The organism is Rhodopila sp. (assembly GCF_965276935.1).
Taxonomy (GTDB): domain Bacteria; phylum Pseudomonadota; class Alphaproteobacteria; order Acetobacterales; family Acetobacteraceae; genus Rhodopila.
On sequence record NZ_CBDIBS010000003.1, the window covers coordinates 162,162 to 185,887 of the forward strand.

Here is a 23,726-nt window from a genome sequence, read left to right on the forward strand (position 1 = left end):
TAAGGACACACGACAAAATGAAATCCTTCAAAAGGAACTTATTCACCACAAACTCCAGGCATCTATTTGCAATCAACCAAACTTTCGCGACCTTATTGAAGGCTCTTCAATTCGGACACCTTGTATCGCCAGCACGGTGATAAATCTCGCGAGAGGCCACCAAACGCCTCTGCTGATTCAGGCATCACATTGTAAGCGAATTGCGGCGATGCGCTGAGGCTCGGTCAGAGGAAATTGATCAGCGTCGCACCGACGTGTCGGTTGAGCGGCAGACTGCCTTTTCGTCAAGGCAACGGCGAGCGCGGCATGTCGGTTTAACGGCGTCATGACGGGCGCAGATCAGCAAGCAGCTTGCCGTCTGTCGTGGTCGTGGGTTCTTAGGCTGGATCAGGCAACACTTCAAACCATGGGGGTGCTGCGCCGTCCGCATGGCGTGTGCCGATCCAGACATGTGCGCGAGCCAAATGTTGCTTACTGTTTCAGCAGGGCATGAGCCAGCATTCAGCCGGATTAGGTCCGCCTGGTGCATAAATCTAATGCCAGAAAACGAATGGCCATCGCTGTACGGCGATCCATCTGTTGATCGATCGAAGTATCACAACTTGTCCATCTCAACAGGCCGTGCCGCCAGCCTCAGCGAGAAAAGCGGTTTTCTCTAGTCCATTCCGCCTGACTTGATCAGGTCACTTCGTTCATGCCGAGCCGGTCAACATTGGACCGATATTCAGGAAACCGAAAGGAAGTTGTCATGCCTATCAGTTCGACCGCTGCAACCGCCTCCAGCGCCGCGGCGGGCCTTCGCCGGCGCTCACTGCTTGGCCTCCTGGTGATCGCGGCGGCACCACTGGGCCGACCCGCTCTGGCAGATGTACCGCAAGCGGATGCGACCTCCGTGATTAAGCGCTTCAACGAGGCGCTGCTCGACGCGATGAGGAGTGGTGGGCACGTCGACTTCAACGACAGGTTCAAGGCGCTGGCCCCCGAGGTCGATCAGGTATTCGATTTGCGCACCGTGCTGGCGGTTTCGGTTGGCCCGAGTTGGACAACCCTTTCGCAAGATCAGCAGGGCCGGTTGCTGGACGCTTTCCGCCGTTACACGGTCGCCACCTATGTGGCCAATTTCGACAGCTATGCCGGCCAGCGTTTCACCGTTTCGCCTGATACGCGCAGCCTTGGCGCCGACCGAATGGTCGTGCTCAGCCGAATTACGCCCGTGCGCGGTGATGCGACGGAGCTCGACTACGTCATGAGGCAGACGCCTTCAGGGTGGAAAGTCGTCGATGTACTGGCCGCCGGCACGATCAGCCGGGTGGCGGTACAGCGGTCGGACTTCCGGCACGTCTTGACGAACGGCGGCGGCGATGCGCTGGTGGCGACTCTCCAGCGGAAAAGCTCCGACCTATCAAGCGGGGCGCTAGCTTAGTGTCCTGCCCCCGAAGTTTGTCATATCTTATGATGGACAGCGCGGATAAGCAGGCCGCTGAAAACAAAGAATGAGTGGTCGATCACCTGATTTAGCAAGTTGCTACCAGCCACCGTAAGTTCTGACCCAAGATCGGCGGTGTTTTGTGGTGATGGCGGGCGCAGGCACGCCATCAACGCTTTTGTCCGTGTTGAGAAAAGGCGTGGATGCCGATCTCCGACGGCATGACGAGGTGCCGCCTCTGATTTGTCACGTCCTCCGCCTGTTGGTATCAGCGCGCGGACTACGTTCCGAGCCTTTTCCCGTGAAATCATGAACCGCGTTTCCAACGTCGATCTGGCGCTGGCCGCCTTGCTCTTGGAAGCGGCAATCGGCTATCCGGCTTTCGTCTACCGCGCCATCGGTCATCCTGTCGCCTGGATGGGCGCGCTGCTCAGCGGGCTGGAGATGCGGTTCAATCGCCCAGCCGCGCAAGACATCCACCGCCGGATGCTGGGGATTCTGACCCTCTTTGTGCTGCTGGCCGCGACGGCAGGCGCGGCATTTATCCTTGATCGGATTTTTTCCCGGGGACCGGTCGGCGCGGGTCTCCTGATCCTGGCCGCCAGCAGCCTTCTGGCCCAGCGCGGCCTGCACGACCATGTCCGTGCGGTCGCCGACGCGCTGCAACGGGACGGATTGGAAGCTGGGCGCAAAGCCGTGTCGATGATCGTCGGCCGCAATCCCGACTGCCTGGACGCGGCTGGTGTGGCCCGCGCGGCAATCGAGAGCCTGGCTGAAAATTTCTCCGATGGTATCGTTGCTCCAGCGTTTTGGTTGGCTGTGGGAGGCTTGCCGGGTGCTGCCTGCTACAAGGCCACGAACACGGCCGATTCCATGATTGGGCATCGGACGCCTCGCTACGCCGCCTTCGGCTGGGCGGCGGCGCGGCTGGACGATCTGATCAATCTTCCAGCGTCCCGTCTGTCCGCGTTCTTGCTTGTTCTGGCGTCGATCGCCGTCGGCGGACCGCCGCAAGATGCTGTCGCCGGGTCGCCGCAAGATGCCGTGCGGGCGGTGCTTCGAGACGCGCACCGGCACCGCTCGCCCAATGCCGGCTGGCCCGAAGCGGCGATGGCTGGCGCACTGGGTTTGCAACTCGCTGGACCCAGAGTCTATGGCGACACGCTCCTCGACGACGCCTTCATGGGCAATGGTCGCCGGGAAGCGACCGTCGCCGACATAATCCGCGCGCTGCGGCTGTACCAGGCAGCCTGTGTTGCACAGTGGCTGGTGCTGTTCGCGATCGTCGTCATCTGGCGACACTGAGCAGGTGATCCAGATCGATATCGGCGGCGAGGTGATCGGCAAGCGCATCGAGAACCCGGTCGACATCCGCCTCATAGGATAGCCCAGCGGCATCGGCGCCGAACCAGGACAGCAGCGCGGCACGCTGGCTGTCGTCGGCGAACAGCCCATGCACGTAGGTGGCACGGACACGACCATCGGCCGACACCGCGCCGTCGCTTCGACCATCGGCAAAGCGGAGCAGCGGCCGATCGCAGTCCGCGCCGCCGGTCTGCCCGACATGCATCTCGTAGCCGCGAAACCTGGCCCGCTCGATCATCGAGATACCGCTGACCTCGGTCAGCGTCTTGCCGTGGGTCAGCACCGTCTGAACATCGAGCAGGCCAAGCCCCGGAAGGCTGGCGGGACGGCCCTCGATCCCATCGGGATCGGCCACCAGTTGCCCAAGCATCTGGTAGCCGCCGCAGATCCCCAGGACATGCCCACCACGGCGGACATGCGCGCGAAGATCGATGTCCCAGCCATTCCGCCGAAAATCCGCCAAATCCGCAAGGGTTGCCTTGGAACCGGGCAGGATGACCACCGCGGCATCCCCAGGCAGCGCCTGGCCGGGTTCGATCATGACCACACGGAGCGCCGGCTCGAGCCGGAGCGGATCGAGATCGTCGAAATTGGCGATGTGCGCCAGGCGCGGAACTGCGACGGTGATGCTGCCCCCGTCCCTCGCCCACCGCCGGTCCAGCGCGACCGCATCCTCCGCGGGAAGGCGTCCGGCATCCCCGAAATAACGGATCAATCCCAGGCCGGGCCAGCCGGTGCGCGCGGCGATAAAGTCCATGCCCGGCTGGAATAGCGCCGGGTCGCCACGAAACTTGTTGACCAGAAATCCCGTGACCATAGCCGCATCGGCCGGATCGAGCACGGCCTGTGTGCCGACAAGCTGTGCGATGACGCCACCGCGGTCGATATCGCCGATCAAAATGACCGGCACGCCGGCGGCGCGAGCAAAGCCCATGTTGGCGATGTCGTTGGGACGCAGATTAACCTCGGCCGCGCTGCCTGCTCCTTCAACCAGAACGATATCGGCATCGGCCTGCAGATGTCGAAAGCTGTCGAGGATCGTGGGAAGCAGTCCCGGCTTCATCGCCTGGAATGCGCGCGCCGTCGCGTTGCCGGTTACCTGGCCCAGGACGACAACCTGCGCGCCGACATCGCTCTGCGGCTTGAGCAGCACCGGGTTCATATGCACCGAGGCCGCGACGCCGCAGGCGCGCGCCTGCAGCGCCTGTGCCCGGCCGATTTCGCCGCCATCCACGGTGACCGCCGCATTGTTGGACATGTTCTGCGGCTTGAACGGCCGAACCCGCATGCCGCGACCACTCAGCGCTCGGCATAATCCCGCGACGACCAGGGATTTGCCGACATCGGACCCGGTCCCCTGGAACATCAGCGCCCTGGCTGGCGTGGACGCGGCTGGCATCAGAACTCGATCCCCGCCTGCGCCTTCACCCCGGCGGCGAAATGATGTTTGACCAGGGCCATTTCGGTCACGAGATCGGCGATGGCTATAAGCTGCGGTTTCGCGTTGCGGCCGGTCACGACGATATTCAGGTCATCCCGCCGGTCGGCCAGCGCCGCCAGCACGTCCGGCAGGGGCAGGTAATCGTAGCGCAGCGCGATGTTTAGCTCATCCAGCACCAGAAGGCGGATTGAAGCATCGTTCATCAGCTTTCGCGCCATGTCCCAGGCCTTTGCCGCCGCCGCGATATCACGCTGCCGATCCTGCGTCTCCCACGTGAATCCCTCGCCCATTGTGTGCCATTCGACCAGGTCCGAGAAGCGTTCCAGGGCTTTGCGTTCGCCGGTGTGCCAGGCGCCCTTGACGAACTGCACGACGCCGATGCGCCAGCCATGGCCGAGCGCGCGCAGCACGAGACCGAAGGACGCCGTGGATTTGCCTTTGCCTGGCCCGGTGTTGACCATGAGCAGCCCCTTGGAGGTGATCGTCTTGGATGCGACCTCGGCGTCCTGCACCTGCTTGCGCCTGACCATCTTCTCCGCGTGCCGGCGGTCGGGATCGTCGGCTTCGGTCATCAATCCTGCTCCTGTCGAGGCAATGCCGGCAGCCAATGCCGCTGGTTGACGATCTGATCAAGGCTACGGGTATGCGATCGGCAGCTCGTCCGGCCGCCATGTCTGGTCGGGATCACCCACATGGATCGCGGGTCCGGCTTCCGGGAAACCGTTTGACAGCCATCGGCACCGGCAGCATACATGGTCCTGTTTCGATGGTCCCTCTAGACCGAGGGTTAAACGGGAATGCGGACGACGTGGACTATCGCGCCGAGACCGCAGCTGCCCCCGCAACTGTAAGTGGATAGCCGAACGCCGACAAAGCCACTGGAATCAGGTCACCACGGGTGATCCTCCGGGAAGGCGGCGCAAGGCATTGACCCACAAGCCAGGATACCGGCCAACGAATCAGTGCTGACGCGGCGGGCGGGGTGCCCCGGTGCGGTTCGGACTCGCGGCCTTACGTGCGCGCCGGATTGGTTTTCGTACCTCAAGGAATGGTCAGGCTTGGAGACTGGCGGCATCGGCCGCCTTGATCCCGGCTTGGCCGAAGAGGTGTGAATGCGGCAGATCATGGCGAAAATTCCGGTCACGATCGTCACCGGCTTCCTGGGGGCCGGCAAGACGACCCTGATCCGGCATGTGCTGGAAAACGCCCAGGGGCGGCGCCTCGCGCTGATCATCAATGAATTCGGCGATGTCGGCGTCGATGGGACGATCCTGAAATCCTGCGGCATCGATAGCTGTCCCGAGGAGAATATCGTCGAGCTTGCTAACGGATGCCTGTGCTGCACCGTCGCCGACGATTTCATTCCGGCGATTGAGGCTCTGCTGGCGCGGTCCCAGCAACCCGAACACATCATCATCGAGACGTCCGGATTGGCGCTGCCGAAGCCGCTGGTGAAGGCATTCGACTGGCCCGAGATCCGGACCCGGCTGACCGTCGACGGCGTGATCGCGGTGGTTGACGGCGCGGCCGTCGCCAATGGGCGCTTCGCCGACGATCCTGCCAGGCTGGCCGCCCAACGCGCCGCCGACAGCGCGATCGATCACGACAACCCGCTGGAAGAAGTCTACGAGGACCAGCTTCTGTGCGCCGACCTGGTGGTACTGAACAAGGCTGACCTTCTGACGGCTGAAACCGCGCAGCGCGTCATCGCCGAGATCCAAGCGACTATCCCGCGCGCGGTCAAGATCGTCGAGACGCGGGAGGGGCGGATTGATGCGTCGGTTCTGCTCGGACTGGCCGCGGCGGTGGAGGACGATCTTGCTCAGCGGCCATCGCACCACGACGCGGAAGAAGGCCACGACCACGACGACTTCACCAGCTTTGTTGTCGATATCCCGGCGACGTCCGATCCAGCCGAACTGCTCAGGCGCTTTGCCCGCGTCGCCGAAACGTTCGACGTGTTGCGGATGAAGGGCTTCATCGAGGTGTCCGGCAAGCCGATGCGGCTGCTGGTCCAGGGTGTCGGGCAGCGTTTCCGGCAGCAGTTCGATCGACCTTGGGCGCCAGGCGATGAGCGGCGCAGCCGGCTTGTGGTCATTGGCGAAAAACGCCTTGACCGGGATGCCATCGCCGCGGCTCTCGCGGGCTGAGGCGCGGCGATGCATTTGCTGCGCGTCGAATCCCGTTCGATCGATGATACGTCCGAAGCCGTGGACCTGGGGCAGAGCCCGGCGGATATTGTCGCGTTGTCTTTCACCGACACCGACCTTGCGCTTCTCGCTGCCGCGTGGGAGGTGCGGAAGAACGCATCGCCAAGCCTCAGGCTGGCCAATCTGGCCGCGCTTCGTCATCCCTATTCCGTCGACCTTTACGTCGAGAAGGTTCTCTCCAAGGCCCGCTTCGTGCTGGTTCGTCTGCTCGGCGGCATGGATTACTGGCGCTATGGCGTCGACGAGCTGGCGTCCCTCGCGCGGTCGTCGGGCTTTCAACTGGCGATGGTGCCGGGCGACCATCGGGCGGATGCGCGTCTGGATGAAGCGTCAACGCTTGATCCCCAGGCGCTGCGCCAGATCTGGTCGTATTTCACCGCCGGTGGGATCGAGAATATCGCTCAGTGTCTGCGCTTCATGGCCAGCCACGTTTCGCCGTTACAGGTTGGCGAACAACTAACGGCGGCGAGGCGGGCACAGTCTTCCAATCCCGTCATGGCTGCGAGGCAGGCATGGTCGCCCAATCCCGTCATGGGAGGCGAGGCTGCACCCGCCGTGACGTCGCAAGCGTTCGGCTTCTTCCCGCCGGCGATGCGGCTAAGTGCCACTCAGGCCCCGGAAGCGCTGATCGTCTTCTATCGCGCCTGGATGTTGGCGGCGGACACTGATCCCGTCGTGGCGCTGGCGCAGGCGCTGGGATCTCGCGGCTTTCGTGTCACCGCTGTCTATGTGACCAGCCTGAAGGACGCGGCAGCCGCTGTCCCCTTGCGCGCGTACCTGAAAGCGAACCGGCCTGACATCATCCTCAATCTGACCGCGTTTTCGGCGCGGCTGGACACCGGCGGCGCGGTGCTGGACCAAGCGAACGCACCGGTTTTTCAACTGGCCTTGAGCGGCGGCGGTCGGGCGCAGTGGATGGCGTCGCAACGGGGTCTCGGGCCGGCTGATCTCGCGATGAATATCGTGTTGCCCGAGCTTGACGGCCGTATCTTCGCCGGGGCGATATCCTTCAAGGGCGAGACCCCACGCAACGAGGCGCTGGAGTTCACCCGTCTGGTTCACCAGCCGGAGGCGAATGGCGTTTCCCACGCCGCCGATCTCGCGCTCGCCTGGGCGACGCTGGCTCGCACACCCCGCGCCGAACGGCGCCTCGCCTGCATCCTTTCAGACTATCCGGCGAAGGCCGGGCGCACCGGTTATGCCGTTGGACTCGATACGCCACGCAGTATCATCACCATCGCGGAGCGGCTTGCGCATGAAGGGTTCACGGTCGAACCGCCTGGCAACGCCGCCGCGTTGGCAGCGGCACTGTCCGCCGGCGAGACAAGCGCCGTGCTAAGCATTGCCGACTATGAATGCCTGCTCGCGACACTTCCCACGCGGTTTGTCGACCAAGTTCGCGCCGCCTGGGGCGAACCCGGCGGCGACGCTGCCGTCCAGGACGGGGCGTTCCGATTTCGCATTGTCCGGGCTGGCAATCTGCTGATCGGCGTGCAGCCGGATCGCGGCAACACGGCCGCTCGCAAGACCGAGTATCATGACGCGCTGCTGCCGCCCCGGCATGCCTATGTCGCCTTCTATCTGTGGCTGCGCGGGGTTGAGCAGGTTCATGCGGTGATCCACTGCGGGACACACGGGACACTCGAATGGCTGCCCGGCAAGGCCACGGCGCTGTCCGAGACCTGCGCTCCCCAAGCGGTTCTGGGGGCGGTTCCACTGATCTATCCGTTTATCGTTAACAACCCGGGTGAGGCCGCACAGGCGAAACGGCGTGTGGCGGCGGTCACCATTGGCCATCTGACGCCACCGCTGACCCAGGCTGGCGCGCATGGCGCCGCGGCCGAGGTGGAGAACCTTTTCGATGAATACGCCGAGGCGCAGTCCCTCGATCCGCGGCGTGCCGCCCGTCTGGCCGAACTCATCATGGCGCGCGCGTGGGAGACGGGCCTGGCCGCGGAGTCTGGTGTTGCGGCCGATGAAGACCCGCAAGCGGCGTTGATCAAGCTCAACGCGTGGCTGTGCGACATCAAGGACATGCAGATCGGCGATGGATTGCACGTTTTCGGACAGGCGCCCGATGCCGGCCGGTGCGCCGAGACGGCCAGGTCGCTCTCCGCCATGACAGGTTCACAGGACGCCGCGGCGGTCGAGTGCCTGATCCGGTCGTGTGCCGAGGCGGAACTGCGTGGGCTGCTCGCCGCCTTGGACGGTCGGTTCGTGCCGCCCGGTCCGGCTGGGGCGCCGACCCGCGGGCGCATCGACGTCCTGCCGACCGGCCGCAACCTGTACGGCATCGATCCGCGTGCCGTGCCGACGCGCACCGCGTGGGAGATCGGTCGCCGCACCGCCGAGGCGCTGCTGATCCGTCATGCGCAGGACCACGGCGACTGGCCGAAGCGCATCGTGCTCGACATCTGGGGCAGCGCCACGATGCGTACGGGGGGTGATGATCTCGCCCAGGCATTCGCCTTGCTGGGCGTGCGGCCGCGATGGGACAGCGGCTCCAGCCGCGTCGCGGGCTTCGATATCCTGCCCCTGGCGGTGCTGAACCGGCCGCGTGTCGATGTGACCCTGCGCATTTCCGGCCTGTTTCGCGACGTGTTCCCCAGCCAGATCGCGCTGTTCGATGATGTGGTGCGCGAGGTCGCCGCGCTGGAGGAGGCGCCGGAAGACAACCCCCTGGCCGCCAGCGTCTTGTCGGGCGCCGGCGACAGCGGCAGGCGCATCTTCGGTGCGGCGCCCGGCGCTTATGGAATCGGCCTGTCTCGCATGCTGGCTGATGAGAATTGGTTGGATCGCGATGCTTTGGGGGAGGCCTATCTTCAGGCGACATCGCATGCTTATGGCGTTGGTCTGGAGGGTGTTCCGGCCGCACGTGATTTCCGTGCCCGCGTCGCTCGGGCGGACGCGTTCGTGCACGTTCAGGATATGCCAGGGCAGGATGTGCTAGACGCCGATGCTTTCGCCGAGCATGAAGGCGGCTTCGCCGCCGCCGCCGCTGTTCTAGGCAATGATCCGGCGCTTTATCACGCTGATACCACGGACCCGGACAGATCGCGGATCAGGACAGTGCGCCAGGAGGTCGCGCGGGTGCTTCGCGCGCGGGCGACCAACCCGCGCTGGCTCGCTGGTCAGATGCGCCATGGCTTTCGTGGCGCGGCGGAGATCGCGCAGACGGTCGATAATTTCCTCGCCTATGCCGCCTTGGCTGATGTCACCGACGACCGTCAGTTCGACCTGCTGTTCGATGCGACGATCGGCGACGAGACGGTCAGGACATTCCTGACGGATGCCAACCCGGCGGCGGCAAGAGGCATAGCCGAGCGGTTTGATGAGGCGACGCGGCGCGGGCTTTGGAGGACGCGGCGCAACTCGGCGGCGATGGTTGTGACCACCATGCGGACGGAAGCGCGCTGAGTGGACACGATGGTCAAGGGATGGTGCCCTGGCGCCTTGCGGCCGATGGAAAGCGGCGATGGTCTGCTCGTGCGGCTGAGGATCAGCGGCGGTATTGTTGATATCGCGCTGGCGCAGCAGATCGCGCGATGGTCGCGTCATTGGGGCAATGGCCAGATTGACTTGTCCAACCGTGGCAACCTTCAGGTGCGGGGGCTTGCGGTGCGGCACCTGCCGGCGCTGCACGAGGCGCTGGCGGAATACGGGCTGCTTGATGGCAGCGAGGCGGGTGAGGCCGTTCGCAATGTCATCTCCAGCCCATTGGCAGGCCTCGATCCGGGAGCCGTGCTGGATGTACGGCCGATGGCCCAAAGCCTTGAGCATCGCCTCGTGCATGATGCCGCGCTGCATGCCCTGCCGGGCAAGTTCGGCTTCGTCCTTGATGACGGCGGGATGCTCGGCCTTGACGAGGTGCCGGCGGATATCCGGTTCATCGCGGTCCAGACGAACGATGGTCCGGCCTTCGATATTCACCTCGACGGCGCGGCGCACGACTGCCTCGGTCCGTGCCATCCGGCGGCGGTCGGCGATGTCGCGGCGGCACTGAGCGACGTATTTCTGCGTCACCGGGCGGAACGAGGAACCCTTGTCCGCCGCATGCGCGATATGGTGGCCGCGCACGGCGCCGAAGCGATCGCCGGTGACGCCACGCTGGCCCATGCCCATTCGCCGCGTGCGGCCCGCGCGGCTCGTCCGGCCAGCTTCCTGGGCGCGCACAGGCTGGGTTCGGCCGGCTTCCTGGGTGTTGGTCTGCCGTTCGGCAGGATCATGGCGGAGGATTTCGCGGAACTCGCCTCGGCGGCCGCGGCAAACGGCGCCCCGGCGCTTCACTTGACGCCATGGCGCGCCATCCTGGCGCCGGTCCCATCGATGTTGGCCGCGCAAACCCTCTCTGCTGGATTAACGGAAGATCGCTTTGTCCTCGATCCCGCCGATACCCGTCGCCGCATCGCCGCCTGTTCGGGCGCCCCATCTTGCGCGCGTGGCACCACCCCGGCGCGTGGCGATGCCGTCGCGCTGGCAGCCGAGACGGCTAGAGCGGTTTCCGATCAGGTCGCTCCACCTTCAACCCGTCATGGCCGGGCTAGTCCCGGCCATCCGCCCCCAGCCGCTGGTGCGAAGATGGCCGGGACAACCCTCCCTCGCGTGCTCGGTCGCCCGGCCATTACAAATTGGTGCAACGTGATCGGAAACAGCTCCAACACGACGGAAGGGGGCGTTGTCCTGCATGTCTCGGGCTGCGAAAAAGGCTGCGCGCATCCTGGAGCGGCCCGGGTTACGCTGGTTGGCCGCGATGGGCGCTATGATCTGGTCGATGACGGCGTTGCCTCGGATGCGCCGACTCTGCGGAACCTGACGCTGGCCCAGGCCGCCGAACAGGTGCGCAACCGGGTGGCCGATCAGTCGGCAGGCGATGCCGCATGACCAGCCGCCCTGAGTATATCCGCGCCGACTACATCCGCGATGGGGCGGATATCTACCGCCGCTCGTTCGCCATCATCCGGCGCGAGGCCGACCTCAGGCGTTTCACCACGGAAGAAGAACGGGTCGCCGTCAGGATCATCCACGCCTGCGGCATCGTGGAGGCGGCGGCCGACATCGTGTTTTCCGCCGGGGCCGTGCTTGCCGGCATTGCCGCGCTGGAAGGGGGCGCGCCGATCCTGTGCGATTCGAAGATGGTGTTGAACGGGGTGACCCAGGCGCGCCTGCCGCGCGATAACGCGGTGATCTGCAACCTGGATGCGCCATGGGTCGTGGCGCTCGCCGCCAGACTGGGAACCACGCGAACGGCGGCGGCCACCGAGGCATGGCGCGACAAGCTTAGCGGTGCCGTGGTGGCGATCGGCAATGCGCCAACGGCTCTGTTCCGGCTGTTGGAAATGCTCGATGAGGGTGCGCCGCCACCGGCTTGTGTCATTGGCATGCCCGTCGGGTTTGTCGGCGCGGCGGAGTCGAAAGACGCGTTGATCGGCGACGGGCGGGTGCCCTATCTCTGCATCCGCGGGCGCAAGGGCGGCAGTGCGATGACCGCCGCGACAATCAATGCCTTGGCCAGTGCCAGGGAATGACCGCGCCCCAGCTAAGCGGCCGGCTCTATGGCATCGGACTGGGTCCAGGTGACCCGGAGCTGCTCACGGTGAAGGCGGTTCGGCTGATCCAGGCGGCGCAGGTTGTCGGATATTTCGCCAAGGCCGGACGGCGCGGCAATGCGCGCGGCATCGCCGACCGCTGGATGACCGGCAACGCCGAGGAACTGCCACTGTCTTATCCGATGACGACCGAGCACGCGTTCGACAGTCCCGTCTACGTCAGCATCCTGGCGGCATTCTATGAAACCGCCGCCGCCACGATCGCGGCGCATCTGGACGCTGGCCGCAATGTTGCGTTGCTGAGTGAGGGTGACCCGCTGTTCTACGGGTCGTTCATGCATCTGTTCATGCGGCTGCGGTCGCGGTATCCCGTGACGCTGGTTCCGGGCGTGACCGGAATGGCGGGTTGCTGGGCCGCGGCGGCCGAACCGATGACCTGGGGCGACGACACGCTGCTGGTGATGCCGGGCACCCTGCCCCTGGCCGGATTGATCGAACGGCTTCGCGCGACGGATGCGGCGGTCATCATGAAGCTGGGACGGAATTTCGGCAAAGTCCGCATCGCGGTGCAGGCGGCGGGGCTGCTGCCTAGAGCCGTCTACGTCGAGCGCGGCACCATGGAAAACCAGATCGTCATGCCGCTTGCCGAGAAGATGGACGACAATGCCCCGTATTTCTCGCTTATCCTGATTCCAGGTCAGGGACGGCGGCCATGACCGGGGCATTGACAATCGTTGGCCTTGGCCCTGGCCCTGCTGACTGGATTGTGCCGGAGGCAAGTGCCGTCCTCGACGCCGCGAGTGATATTGTCGGCTATCAGTCCTATCTCGACCGCGTGCCCCAGCGCCCGGGCCAACAGCGGCATGGCAGCGACAACCGAGCCGAGATCACTCGGGCTCGGCATGCCTTGGCGATGGCAACGGAAGGGCGCCGCGTCGCGGTGGTATCCGGTGGAGATCCAGGCGTGTTCGCCATGGCCGCCGCGGTGTTCGAGGCGATCGAGGCGGGCGAAGCGGCGTGGCGTAGGCTGGACGTCATGGTTGTTCCGGGAATTTCGGCGATGCAGGCCGCGGCCGCCCGTCTCGGGGCACCGCTTGGTCATGATTTCTGCGCCATCTCCCTGTCGGACAACCTGAAGCCGTGGGATGTCGTGGAGCGACGCCTGCATGCCGCGGCGGAAGCAGATTTCGTGATCGCGCTGTTCAATCCAGCCTCGCGGGCGCGGCCGGAGAACATTCATCTGGCCTTCCAGCAGTTACGACTTTGCAAGCTGGCAACCACGCCCGTTGCCTTTGCCCGCGCCATCGGACGGCCAGACGAGCGGATCGTGCTGACCAGGCTGGGCGATGCCGACCCGGCCACCGCCGACATGAGCACGCTGGTGTTGATCGGGTCGAGCGAAACACGGTTCATCGAGCGGCCCGGCCGGCCGCCCTGGCTGCTGACGCCGCGGAGTTACGGGGTCGGCCGATGAGCGTCGATCCATGTCAGGATATCCTCGACCGCCTCGAACGCCGGAACCGGTTCGGGCGCGGGCCGCTCGATGATGATGACGTCGATGCCCAGCGCGCGGGCGGCGGCGAGCTTGGCTTCGGTGGCTGTCCCGCCGCTGTTCTTGGTGACGAGCACCTCGACCCGCGCATCACGCATCAAGGTAATTTCATTTTCAAGACTGAACGGCCCGCGGGCGACGATCAGGCAATGAGACAGCAGGATGCCGATGGCATCCGGCGGATCGATGGTTCGCACGATGTAGCGGTGTTGTGGTGCGTCCGCGAAGGCAGCCAGTCCCAGGCTTCCGACCGTCAGGAAAACCGTTCGTGGCTGGCCGCCAAGTGCACGAACCGCTGCCGCCATGTCGGCCACGCTGGTCCAGCGATCATCTTGCGTCCGGCGCCAGGGCGGCCGGGTGAGAACGGCGAGGGGAAGCCCAAGATCATGACACGCGGCGGCGGCGTTGCGGGACATCTGGACGGCGAATGGATGCGTCGCGTCGATGACCGCATCGGTTTTCCGCTCAATCAGATAGGTCGTGAGACCGGCAACTCCACCAAAGCCGCCAATCCGAAACGGGATCGGCGGTGGCGTCGGGCTTCGCGTCCGGCCGGCGAAAGACAGGACAGCATTGATGTCGCGGCGGCCGGCAATCCGCCGAACCAGGATGCTCGCCTCCGTCGTGCCGCCGAGGATCAGAAGCCGCATCGGTCCGCCCTGCAAGGATTGATCCATTGAGCGCCGCACGACGATGGCTGTCGATCGTCGGGATCGGCGAGGATGGGCTGGACGGCCTTTCTCCTGCCGCACGAAGGTTGATCGCGCAAGCCGCGCTGGTGGTCGGCGGGCGGCGGCATGTTTCGCTGGTCGCCGGCGCCGTGCATGGTGAAACCCTCGTCTGGCCGTCGCCGCCGCAAGCGGCGTTCCTGGCCATCGTCGCGCTTCGTGATGCTTCGGTTTGCGTCGTGGCGACGGGCGACCCGTTCTTCTATGGGATCGGCTCCCTTCTGGCGCGGGAGGTTCCGCCGGAAGAGATGATCTGCCTGCCCGGTGCGTCGGCCTTTGGCCTGGCGGCAAGTCGTCTCGGCTGGGCGGTACAGGACTGCGCCCTGCTGACCCTGCATGGCCGAGCGATCGAGCGGGTTGTGCCGCACCTGCAGCCGCACGCCCGCATACTCGCCTTGTCCTGGGATCAGACGACGCCGCACCGGCTGGCCGAACTTCTGGTTCGGCATGGATTCGGGGATACACGGATCACGGTTGGCGAGGCGATGGGTGGGCCACGCGAGCGCTTGAGAAGTGCGAACGCGGACGATTTCGCGCTTGATGGCATCGATCCGCTGAACCTGGTCGCACTGGAACTGACGGCGGCGACGCGGGGACGCATCATTCCGCTGGCCTCGGGACTGCCCGACGCATGGTTCGAGCATGACGGCCAACTGACCAAGCAGGACATTCGCGCCATGACGCTGGCCGCGCTAGCGCCGCGTCAGGGCGACTATTTGTGGGATATCGGGGCCGGCTCCGGTTCTGTCGGGATCGAATGGATGCTGACATGTCCAGCGAATCGCGCGGTGGCGATCGAACGGGACGCTGTCCGCGCCGGACGGATCGGCCGCAACGCGGCGGCGCTGGGCGTGCCTGACCTGTCCGTCGTGGAAGGGTCGGCACCCGGCGCGCTGCGGGGTCTGCCGCCGCCGGATGCCGTCTTCATCGGCGGCGGCGCGAGCGTGGGCAGCACGATTGATGCCGCGTGGGCCGCGCTGACCGGCGGCGGACGCCTGGTGGCGAATGGCATAACCATCGAGACCCAGGCCGAACTGATCGGGCGCTTCAAGACGATGGGCGGCAGCCTGAAGACGATCCAGATCGCTCATGCCGATCCGGTCGGCGGCTTTAACGCCATGCGTCCGGCGATGGCGGTGACCCAATGGGCGGTGGTCAAGCCATGAGCGGCAGGATCGCAATTGGCGTCGGCTGCCGACTCGGATGTTCGGCGAACGTCATCGAAACGCTGGTCCGGCAGGCGCTGGAGCGGGCGCCCACTGCCGAACGGCTGGGACTTTTCACCATCCGCGACAAGACCGGAGAGACCGGCTTGATTGAGGCCGCCGGCCGCCTGGGGCTCGATCTGATATTTCTGACGCGTGAGGCCTTGCGGACGCAGGCACCGTTCATCCAGACACGATCGCTGCGGGCCGAAAGCCTGTTTGGCGTTGCGTCGGTCGCGGAGGCGGCGGCGCTGGCGGGGATCGGCGCGAACGCGGTCCTGGTTGTGCCACGGATGGCCAGCCAGAGCGCGACCTGCGCGGTTGCCGGATCGCGGGGTGATCCGCCATGACGATCCATTTCATCGGCGCTGGCCCAGGCGCGCCCGACCTGATCACGCTCCGCGGGCGCGATCTGATCGCCGCGTGCCCGGTGTGTCTGCATGCCGGGTCGCTGATCCCGTCGGCGCTTCTGGTTCATTGCCCGCCTGGCGCCCGCCTTGTCGACACCGCGCCACTGTCGCTCGACGAGATCATCACTGAATGCGTCCGTGCCGATGCCGCGGGCCTCGACGTGGCCCGTCTCCATTCGGGTGACCTGTCGGTCTGGAGCGCGATGGGGGAGCAGTTGCGGCGGCTTGACAGCCTGGGCATTGCCTTCACGGTGACGCCCGGCGTGCCATCCTTCGCCGCCGCCGCGGCCGCATTGGCACAGGAGCTGACACTGCCCGGCGTGACGCAGTCGCTGGTGCTGACGCGAACCAGCGGCCGCGCCTCGGCGATGCCGGAGCGGGAAACACTGGCGCGCTTCGCGGCGACGGGCGCGACCCTCGCCATCCATCTTTCGATCCATGTCCTCGACAAGGTGGTGGCGGAGCTGACGCCGCTGTATGGGCCGGACTGTCCGATCGCGATCGTCCATCGCGCCTCATGGCCGGATGAGCGTGTGGTCCGGGGGACGCTGGCGACGATCGTCCGGCTGTTCGAGGCAACGCCGATGGAGCGCACCGCGCTGATCCTGGTCGGGCCCGTCCTGGGCGCGACCGCATTCCGTGCGAGCGCGCTTTACGATCCGGATCATCAGCGCCGCTTCCGGCCGGACCATGGCCTGTCGGACCATGGCCTGTCGAGGGACCAATGAAAACCCGTGCGCGCGAGCAACTGGCCCGACCTGTCGAAGATCACGACCTCCAGCCGCATCGCGCCGCCGAGGGCCTGTGCGGCTGTTCGCCAAGCCGACAGAGCCACGCCGGCAGGAAGGTCGATGGCCGCGGCCGAAGCATGGCTGAAGGCTTCCATGGCGGAATTGGACTGCGTGATGCGGGCAGTCAATTCGATGTTGCCGCCCATGTCCGTGGCGGTCTGGCTCAGCCAACGAAGATCCACCTCGCCCCGCCGGGAATGCAGGTCGAGCAGTCCCTGCCCCAGCTTGGTCATCTTCGCCATTCCGCCGGCGACCGTTACACGAGGGACCGGGTGATGGCGGAGATATTTCAGCATCCCGCCGACAAAATCACCCATGTCGATCAATGCCTGCTCGGGCAGGCCATCGAGCCGCGCAATCGCCGCCTCCGACGTGGCCCCCGTGGTGCCCGCGACGTGGTCCAGGCCCGCCGCGCGTGCCACATCGATGCCGCGATGGATCGAATGAATCCAGGCGGAGCAGGAATAAGGGACGACGACGCCGGTCGTGCCCAGAATGGATAACCCCCCGACGATGCCGAGGCGGCCGTTCAACGTCCGCTCCGCGATCCTGTCACCACCGGGGATCGACAGCTCGACGATGGCGTCGCCGCTTCCGCCATACTGGGCGGCGACCTCGGCGATCGCTGTTCGTATGATGGCGCGTGGGACCGGGTTGATCGCTGGCTCTCCCGGCGGCAATGGCAGGCCGGGACGGGTCACCGTGCCGACGCCCTCTCCGGCACGGAAGATGACGCCGCTGCCGGGCGAGGCACGGCGGACGGTCGAGACGATCAGCGCGCCGTGGGTCACGTCGGGATCGTCGCCGGCGTCCTTAACGACGCTGGCATGGGCAAAATCCTGGCCGTGTTTGCTGGTCGCCAGGGCAAAGGTTGGGCGCGACCCGCCCGGCAACAGCACGGGAACCGGATCGGGAAACGTGCCGGTTAGCAGCGCCTGGTATGCAGCGCGGCTTGCGGCGGCGGCGCATGTTCCCGTCGTCCAGCCGCGCCGCATCGGGCGATTGAGTTCGGCACGCTCCATGATGGTTCGTCCTATCGAACCTGTGTTGTCCCGCCTAGTAATCGATGCGATGCGGCCATGCGGCGGCGATGCACGCTGGTCATGTCGCTGATGCTTGGTAGCATGAAAATGTCAGCTAAAGGCCGCGAATCCGCCACGGACCGCCAGTCTCGTCATGGTGGGCGCAGGCCTGCCATCCACGCCTGGCGCCGCTGGTTCGGACGAAGGCGTGGATGGGGGACCTGCGGCCGCCATGACGCCGAGAGCGTGCCGTATCGCTTCCAACGACGCGTTTTATTGATGCCCAGGCACTTGCATGGTTCGCCAGCATCTTGGCGGCCCGGCATTTTGGTGGCCGCGCCATGACGAATATCAATCCATCCCCTGCTGGCCTGATGATCGCGGCGCCGCGGTCCGGCAGCGGGAAGACAACGTTGACCTTGGGGCTGTTGCGCGCGCTTCGTCACGCCGGCGTGGCAGCCGGCAGCGCGAAATGCGGTCCGGACTACATCGACCCGGCGTTTCACCGGGCCGCGAGCGGGCGAGCCAGCGTCAATCTGGATTCCTGGGCGATGTCGCCCGCGTTGCTCCGTGAACTGGCTGCCCAAGTCGGGATCGACTGCGATCTGATCATCTGTGAAGCCTCGATGGGCCTGTTCGATGGCGTTCCTGGGCCTGCTGGCCAAACCGGGTCATCGGCGGATGTGGCGGCGGCGCTGGATTGGCCGGTGCTGCTGGTTCTGGACGCCAGCGGGCAATCGCAATCCGCGGCGGCGGTCGTCAAGGGCTGTGCGACCTATGATCCCCGCATCACCATCGCCGGCGTCGTGCTCAACCGCGTCGGCAGCCCACGCCATGCCCGGCTCGCCACCGAAGCGATCGAGGCGCTTGGCATTCCGGTCGTCGGTGCCCTGCCCCGATCCGACGGTATCATGCTGCCCGAGCGGCATCTCGGCCTGGTGCAGGCGGCCGAAACCAGCGATCTGGAGGTTCGGCTGGCGCAAATAGCGGCGTTCGTCGCTGAACACACGCGGGTCGACGTCATTCAAGCCTTGGCATCGCGCGGTCACCGCGCAGCGGCCGGTGGGAGCGCCGGTCCGGCCGTCCAGCCGCCGGGACAACGCATCGCCATCGCCCAGGATGCGGCCTTCTCGTTCCTGTATCCTCACCTGCTGCAAGGCTGGTGCGCCGCTGGAGCCGAAATCCGCTGCTTCTCTCCGCTTGCCGACGAGGGGCCGGATGATGACTGCGACGCCTGCTGGCTGCCCGGTGGATATCCGGAACTGCACGCCGGCAGGCTTGCCGGATCTCACCGGTTCCTTGGCCGCCTGCGTCGTTTCTCGGAAACACGCCCGGTTCACGGTGAATGCGGCGGCTACATGGCGCTGGGCACGTCGCTGACGGACGCCGGCGGCGTCATGCACCCGATGGCTGGGCTGCTGAGCATTTCGACCAGCTTCGCCAGGCGAAAGCTCCACCTGGGCTATCGGAGCGCGCGCTTGATCGATCACGGCTGCCTTGGGCCGGCTGGAACGCGCTTGCGCGGTCACGAATTTCACTATTCGAGCGTCGAGACGCCGAGCGATGATATTTCGTTCGCGCTGGTCTCCGACGCCCATGGAGCAGAGCCGGTGCCGACCGGCAGCCGGCGCGGACTGGTGTCAGGCAGCTTCTTTCATGTGATCGCAACCGAACCGTGACCGCGGGATGCACGGGTGACGCGGAGATGGCGCCAAGCTTCGATGAGGCGTTCCAGGCACGATTGGCAACGTTGATTGCCTGGCGGCGCGACGTGCGGCGCTTCAGCGACCGGCCGGTTCCGCCGTCATTGATCGACGATCTGCTGGATACCGCACAGCTTTCGCCTTCGGTCGGCAACAGCCAGCCGTGGCGCTGGGTGCAGGTGGACAGCCCGGTGAAGCGCAGCGAAATCAGAATAAATTTCCTTGCCAGCAATGCCGCGGCCTGCCAGGCGCAACCCGGCGAACGGGCGCGGACCTATGCGTCGCTGAAGCTTGCAGGAATTGATCGCGCGCCATTCCAGTTCGCGGTGTTCTGCGACATGGCGACAGAGCAAGGCTCTGGTCTCGGCCGCCACAGCATGCCGCGGATGCTTGAATATTCGACGGTCGTGATGATCTCGACATTTTGGCTGGCCGCCCGCGCCGCGGGCCTCGGGGTCGGCTGGGTGTCGATTCTCGATCCGCGAACGGTCAGCCGCCTGCTGGATGCGCCGCCGTCCTGGGAATTGGTGGCATATCTGTGCGTCGGCTGGCCGGAAACCGAACACCTCGATCCGGAACTCGAACGCCATGGCTGGCAAAGCCGGACATGCGCGGGACGACAGGTCAGGATCATCAAGTGATGTCAGGAAACAGAACAATGGGTCATGCGGCCGTCACTGTGTTTATCTGCATTACTTGCAGGGGAGAGGCGGCGGATGCCGAACGGCCTGGAGCTCTGCTGTTTGATGCGGTAAGCGCCGGTGTGCGTGATCGCGCGGCGTGCGACCTGGCGATCACGCCGGTGGAATGCCTTTCCGTCTGCAAACGCCCCTGCACGCTTGCCTTGGCGGCGACTGGCAAGTGGACCTATGTGATCGGCGGTCTCGATCACCAGACCCATGTGGAAGACGTCATCGCCACGGCCATGCGATATGGGGCAACCACGAACGGCATCATCCCGTGGCGGGAACGGCCGCAGTCGTTTCGAAAAGGCGTCATTTCCCGCATCCCTCCACTCGGGTTTTCTCCTGAAGGATCGTGATCAGGCCACCGAACGGGTGACGATGCTGACGGATCCCATCGGCGGTGCGGCCGCGAGCAGATCCACCGGCTTGCCAAGCAACAGCGCGGCAAGGACCCTGAGCGGGCCGCCATGCGATACGATAACGCAATCTTGCCGATGCCGGCTAAGCTCGGCCTGAACATCGCCAACGCGGTCAATCAACTGCACACCGGACTCGCCGCCGGGTGATCTGAAATGCAAGGGAGACGCGGCCCATCGATCAAGATCAGCTCGGGCGATGGTGTCCCAGGGTCGTCCTTCCCATTCTCCGAAATCGAGTTCCTGCAATCGCGGGTCAACGGTCAGCGGCACCGACAAGGCCAAAGCGACCGCCTCGGCAAGACCGCGGCATCGACGAGCCGGGCTGGTCCAGACACGCGTTGCGCCGTGAAGTCGCGGATCCGCCGCAAGCCCGCCGATCTGCTGTTCCGCTGACGGGTCCACGCCGACGTCAAGACGTCCATAGCAAATTCCTGGCGCGATCAAGGGTGCGGGATGACGGATGAGGGCGATTCTCATTTCAGCGTCATTGGCAAGCCGGCGATCATGAACAGCACATGAGCTGCCCGCGCCGCCATGCGTTGGTTCAGCAACCCCGCTTCATCGCGAAATGCCCGGCCCAGCAATGTCCCAGGAACGATGCCGAGGCCTAGCTCGTTGCTGACCAGGACCGTCGGTTGCCGCCGCCTGTCCAACACAGCCTCCAGGGCCGCAGTGGCGGTGGGAATGTCATGTCCACCAAGCATCAGGTTGCTCAACCAGAGGGTCAGGCAGTCCACCAGCACGGGCCGCGCGGCTTCTCGGTCCAGCGCATCGGCGAGGTCGATTGGTACCTCTATCGTATGCCACCCGGCATTGCGGCGAGCCTGATGCTGGGCGATACGGATGCGCATCTCGTCATCGAAGGCCTGGGCGGTGGCGATGTAGATCCAGGGAGCGGCATGCCGGGTCAGGCATTCCTCGGCGTGCCGGCTTTTGCCTGAACGGGCGCCGCCGAGAACAAGGGTGATGTGCGACAGCTCTTGTATGATCAAGCGACCTATGGATGACGGGAGAACATGATATGGCAGCGGCTTTCGCACTGCCAACGAGAACGGCGCAACACAACGTTCCAATCCGGGAGATCAGGGCTTGCGCACCAGTAACCGCTGCAAGGCCGGCACAGGCGCCCAATCCCGTCACGACGTTTATGGCGCGTGGCGCTGCACAAACAACGCATCTATCGAGCAGCGGCGACGATTAAGCAGCAGCGACTTAAGGGTGTATAGCGCGAAGGCAGCGGGCGGATTGCCAACAGCACCGGGTTTCAAATGAGCAGGTTTGTCGACCTTGATGCAATCCGGAACGCTTGTGCCAACCTGCCCGCGGGCAGCGACAGCGCCGCGACCGCGGTGCGCAACCGACAAGCCATCCTGACCAAGCCCCCTGGCAGCCTTGGGCGCCTTGAGGAACTCGCCGCGTGGCTGGCCCGATGGCAGAGCCGGCCGCTGCCCCGCCTTGATCGGGTCGAGACCCTGGTCTTCGCCGGCAATCATGGCGTCACACAACAAGGCGTTTCGCCCTATCCGGCAACCGTGACCGCGCAAATGGTCGGCAATTTTTCCAGCGGCGGCGCGGCAATTAATCAGATCGCGAGGGTTGCGGGCGCGGTGCTGCGGGTTATCCCCATGGAGCTTGAAAATCCGACGCAAGATTTCACCCAGGATCTGGCGATGAGCGAGGCGGAATTCCTGCACGCCGTTTCCATCGGCCATGAAGCTGTTACCCCTGGCGGCGATCTGCTCTGCCTGGGGGAGATGGGCATCGGCAACACGACCGCCGCCGCCGCGATCGCGGCTGCCTTGTTTGGTGGCGGCGGCAGCCGTTGGGCCGGCCGTGGAACCGGCATCGATGACGCGGGGTTGGCGCGCAAACGCAGCGTGGTCGACATGGGGCTTGATCGTCATGCCGACTTGCTGGACGACCCTTTGCTGATTGCACTGGCTTTTGGCGGCCGGGAGCTTGCGGCCATTCTCGGTGCCACGCTGGCGGCGCGGCAGCATGGCATTCCCGTGCTGCTGGATGGCTTCGTCTGCACGGCTGCCGCGGCGCCGTTGGTTCGGCTGCGGCCGGATGCACTCGACCACACAATGCTGGCCCACCTGTCCGCCGAAGCCGGACATCACGCCTTGGCGGAGGCGCTCAGGCTGCGTCCGCTGCTCGATTTCGGCATGCGGCTTGGCGAAGCATCGGCGGCGACGCTTGTCGTTCCGCTGCTGCGGGCAGCCGTCGCCTGTCATAATGGCATGGCGACATTCGCCGAGGCCGCGGTCGACGATCGGGATTGATCGATTGCCGCTGACCGATCTGATCAGCGCCTTCATGCTGCTTACCCGACTGCCGGTCGCGCGGTTCGCACGTCATCGCGGACCGCCTGATCTTGCCCGTTGCGTATGGGCTTTTCCCATCGTGGGATTTGTCGTCAACGGCATGGGCGGCCTGGTTTACTGGCTCACCCATAAGGCCGGAATGCCGCCGCTGCTCGCCGCTGCCTGGAGCCTGGCGGCTACAATTATCCTAACGGGTGCATTGCATGAAGATGGCCTGGCGGACACGGCCGACGGCTTCGGCGGCGGCGCCACCCAGGCGCGGAAGATGGAGATCATGCGCGACAGCCGTATCGGCAGCTACGGCGCGCTGGCGCTGTTGCTGTCGGTGACCGTGCGCGCGGCCGCCATTGCCGCGCTAGACCATCCACCTGTCGTCATGGCGGCCATGGTTGTGGCGGGGATGCTGGGGCGGGGCGGAATACTCCTGTTGCTCCTGCTGCTTGCGCCGGCTCGTAGCGACGGGATGGGTGTCGCCATTGGGGAACCCCAGCCTCGCAGCGCTGCGCTCGGATTAGGAGTTGCGACAGTCGCTTCAGGTCTGTTGCTGCCGGCGGTGCCAGCCGGCGCAGCCGTGGCGCTTGGGTTCGTCTTCGTGATGATTTTGGCGAGGCTCGCCCATACCCAGATCACCGGGTATACAGGCGACGTCCTTGGTGCCAGCGAGGTGGTTACCGAATGCGTCGTCCTGTCCGTGATAGCCGCGATGCTCAACGCCTGATTGATCCACGGCGATGCCGACGCGGCAAGCTCGGACAACGGTTTTGTAACAAGGCCGCAATCGCTCCGCCAAACCGGCGCAGCGGAGGCGGAGTCTACTAACGAGGCCTTGATCATGCTGAAAATCAAGGCGGCGCAAGCCTACGTCTAGTTGCGCGGTCTGCAGGCACCATGAATA

The 23,726-nt window shown here is 65.3% G+C and carries 22 protein-coding genes and 1 riboswitch; of the genes, 16 read left to right on the top strand and 6 right to left on the bottom strand.

Features of this window, described 5'->3' with window-relative positions; translation table 11 throughout:
- Positions 1–748 precede the first annotated feature (748 nt).
- Together ACQY4S_RS08620 and cbiB are read left to right on the top strand one after the other, a co-directional pair.
- On the top strand, positions 749–1,423 hold the full coding sequence (locus ACQY4S_RS08620; protein ID WP_428484799.1) for an ABC transporter substrate-binding protein: 675 nt from the start codon (positions 749–751) through the stop codon (positions 1,421–1,423).
- Between the two features lie 312 nt (positions 1,424–1,735).
- On the top strand, positions 1,736–2,731 hold the full coding sequence (gene cbiB, locus ACQY4S_RS08625) for an adenosylcobinamide-phosphate synthase CbiB (RefSeq protein WP_428484800.1): 996 nt from the start codon (positions 1,736–1,738) through the stop codon (positions 2,729–2,731).
- Here cbiB and ACQY4S_RS08630 read toward each other — a convergent pair.
- Positions 2,715–4,190, bottom strand: coding sequence for a cobyric acid synthase (locus ACQY4S_RS08630; RefSeq protein WP_428484801.1), 1,476 nt, complete (start codon positions 4,188–4,190; stop codon positions 2,715–2,717). The genes cbiB and ACQY4S_RS08630 overlap by 17 nt on opposite strands.
- Positions 4,190–4,804 carry a cob(I)yrinic acid a,c-diamide adenosyltransferase gene (cobO, locus tag ACQY4S_RS08635; RefSeq protein WP_428484802.1) on the bottom strand — a complete coding sequence of 205 codons (615 nt, stop codon included), beginning with the start codon at positions 4,802–4,804 and terminating at the stop codon, positions 4,190–4,192. The genes ACQY4S_RS08630 and cobO overlap by 1 nt, the downstream gene beginning before the upstream one ends.
- A 178-nt stretch (positions 4,805–4,982) precedes the next feature.
- Positions 4,983–5,202, top strand: a riboswitch (cobalamin riboswitch).
- A 142-nt stretch (positions 5,203–5,344) separates the two neighbouring features.
- Between cobO and cobW the strand changes: the two genes are divergently transcribed.
- From cobW to cobJ, 6 genes are read left to right on the top strand one after another with little or no spacing between them, the layout of a single operon-like run.
- Positions 5,345–6,382 carry a cobalamin biosynthesis protein CobW gene (cobW, locus tag ACQY4S_RS08640; RefSeq protein WP_428484803.1) on the top strand — a complete coding sequence of 346 codons (1,038 nt, stop codon included), beginning with the start codon at positions 5,345–5,347 and terminating at the stop codon, positions 6,380–6,382.
- A 9-nt stretch (positions 6,383–6,391) separates the two neighbouring features.
- A complete protein-coding gene (gene cobN, locus ACQY4S_RS08645) occupies positions 6,392–9,859 on the top strand; it encodes a cobaltochelatase subunit CobN (RefSeq protein ID WP_428484804.1) in 3,468 nt (1,155 codons plus the stop codon).
- A 9-nt stretch (positions 9,860–9,868) separates the two neighbouring features.
- Positions 9,869–11,323 (top strand): precorrin-3B synthase, encoded by a 1,455-nt coding sequence (cobG, locus tag ACQY4S_RS08650; protein ID WP_428486245.1) that lies wholly within the window; start codon positions 9,869–9,871, stop codon positions 11,321–11,323.
- Positions 11,320–11,967, top strand: coding sequence for a precorrin-8X methylmutase (locus ACQY4S_RS08655; RefSeq protein ID WP_428484805.1), 648 nt, complete (start codon positions 11,320–11,322; stop codon positions 11,965–11,967). The genes cobG and ACQY4S_RS08655 overlap by 4 nt, the downstream gene beginning before the upstream one ends.
- Positions 11,964–12,704, top strand: a complete 741-nt coding sequence (locus ACQY4S_RS08660; protein ID WP_428484806.1) for a precorrin-2 C(20)-methyltransferase — start codon at positions 11,964–11,966, stop codon at positions 12,702–12,704. The genes ACQY4S_RS08655 and ACQY4S_RS08660 overlap by 4 nt, the downstream gene beginning before the upstream one ends.
- Positions 12,701–13,462, top strand: coding sequence for a precorrin-3B C(17)-methyltransferase (gene cobJ, locus ACQY4S_RS08665; RefSeq protein ID WP_428484807.1), 762 nt, complete (start codon positions 12,701–12,703; stop codon positions 13,460–13,462). The genes ACQY4S_RS08660 and cobJ overlap by 4 nt, the downstream gene beginning before the upstream one ends.
- On the opposite strand, the gene ACQY4S_RS08670 is transcribed toward cobJ, so the two are convergent.
- Entirely contained in the window at positions 13,444–14,190 is a 747-nt protein-coding gene (locus ACQY4S_RS08670; RefSeq protein ID WP_428484808.1) for a cobalt-precorrin-6A reductase, read from the bottom strand. The two genes, cobJ and ACQY4S_RS08670, sit on opposite strands and share 19 nt — an antisense overlap.
- A 26-nt stretch (positions 14,191–14,216) precedes the next feature.
- On the opposite strand from ACQY4S_RS08670, the gene cbiE reads away from it, so the two are divergent.
- From cbiE to cobM, 3 genes are read left to right on the top strand one after another with little or no spacing between them, the layout of a single operon-like run.
- Positions 14,217–15,434, top strand: coding sequence for a precorrin-6y C5,15-methyltransferase (decarboxylating) subunit CbiE (gene cbiE / locus ACQY4S_RS08675; protein WP_428484809.1), 1,218 nt, complete (start codon positions 14,217–14,219; stop codon positions 15,432–15,434).
- On the top strand, positions 15,431–15,823 hold the full coding sequence (locus ACQY4S_RS08680) for a cobalamin biosynthesis protein (protein WP_428484810.1): 393 nt from the start codon (positions 15,431–15,433) through the stop codon (positions 15,821–15,823). The genes cbiE and ACQY4S_RS08680 overlap by 4 nt, the downstream gene beginning before the upstream one ends.
- Positions 15,820–16,611 carry a precorrin-4 C(11)-methyltransferase gene (gene cobM / locus ACQY4S_RS08685; RefSeq protein ID WP_428484811.1) on the top strand — a complete coding sequence of 264 codons (792 nt, stop codon included), beginning with the start codon at positions 15,820–15,822 and terminating at the stop codon, positions 16,609–16,611. The genes ACQY4S_RS08680 and cobM overlap by 4 nt, the downstream gene beginning before the upstream one ends.
- Here the strand turns inward: cobM and ACQY4S_RS08690 are convergent.
- The gene (locus ACQY4S_RS08690) at positions 16,551–17,696 is read right to left on the bottom strand and encodes a cobalt-precorrin-5B (C(1))-methyltransferase (protein WP_428484812.1); all 1,146 of its coding nucleotides are present in this window, start codon (positions 17,694–17,696) and stop codon (positions 16,551–16,553) included. The two genes, cobM and ACQY4S_RS08690, sit on opposite strands and share 61 nt — an antisense overlap.
- A 341-nt stretch (positions 17,697–18,037) precedes the next feature.
- Between ACQY4S_RS08690 and ACQY4S_RS08695 the strand changes: the two genes are divergently transcribed.
- The 3 genes from ACQY4S_RS08695 to ACQY4S_RS08705 are packed head-to-tail and all read left to right on the top strand — an operon-like array spanning position 18,038 to position 20,441.
- A complete protein-coding gene (locus tag ACQY4S_RS08695) occupies positions 18,038–19,375 on the top strand; it encodes a cobyrinate a,c-diamide synthase (RefSeq protein WP_428484813.1) in 1,338 nt (445 codons plus the stop codon).
- A 26-nt stretch (positions 19,376–19,401) separates the two neighbouring features.
- A complete protein-coding gene (gene bluB, locus ACQY4S_RS08700; RefSeq protein WP_428486246.1) occupies positions 19,402–20,040 on the top strand; it encodes a 5,6-dimethylbenzimidazole synthase in 639 nt (212 codons plus the stop codon).
- Positions 20,041–20,057: 17 nt separating this feature from the next.
- Positions 20,058–20,441 carry a DUF1636 family protein gene (locus ACQY4S_RS08705; RefSeq protein ID WP_428484814.1) on the top strand — a complete coding sequence of 128 codons (384 nt, stop codon included), beginning with the start codon at positions 20,058–20,060 and terminating at the stop codon, positions 20,439–20,441.
- On the opposite strand, the gene cobC is transcribed toward ACQY4S_RS08705, so the two are convergent.
- Together cobC and cobU are read right to left on the bottom strand one after the other, a co-directional pair.
- Positions 20,442–20,981, bottom strand: a complete 540-nt coding sequence (gene cobC, locus ACQY4S_RS08710; protein ID WP_428484815.1) for an alpha-ribazole phosphatase family protein — start codon at positions 20,979–20,981, stop codon at positions 20,442–20,444.
- Positions 20,978–21,496, bottom strand: a complete 519-nt coding sequence (gene cobU, locus ACQY4S_RS08715) for a bifunctional adenosylcobinamide kinase/adenosylcobinamide-phosphate guanylyltransferase (RefSeq protein WP_428484816.1) — start codon at positions 21,494–21,496, stop codon at positions 20,978–20,980. The genes cobC and cobU overlap by 4 nt, the downstream gene beginning before the upstream one ends.
- Before the next feature lie 276 nt (positions 21,497–21,772).
- Here cobU and cobT point away from each other — a divergent pair, with 276 nt between their 5' ends.
- Together cobT and cobS are read left to right on the top strand one after the other, a co-directional pair.
- The gene (gene cobT, locus ACQY4S_RS08720) at positions 21,773–22,789 is read left to right on the top strand and encodes a nicotinate-nucleotide--dimethylbenzimidazole phosphoribosyltransferase (protein ID WP_428484817.1); all 1,017 of its coding nucleotides are present in this window, start codon (positions 21,773–21,775) and stop codon (positions 22,787–22,789) included.
- A gap of 4 nt (positions 22,790–22,793) precedes the next feature.
- Entirely contained in the window at positions 22,794–23,549 is a 756-nt protein-coding gene (gene cobS, locus ACQY4S_RS08725) for an adenosylcobinamide-GDP ribazoletransferase (RefSeq protein WP_428484818.1), read from the top strand.
- Positions 23,550–23,726 lie beyond the last annotated feature (177 nt).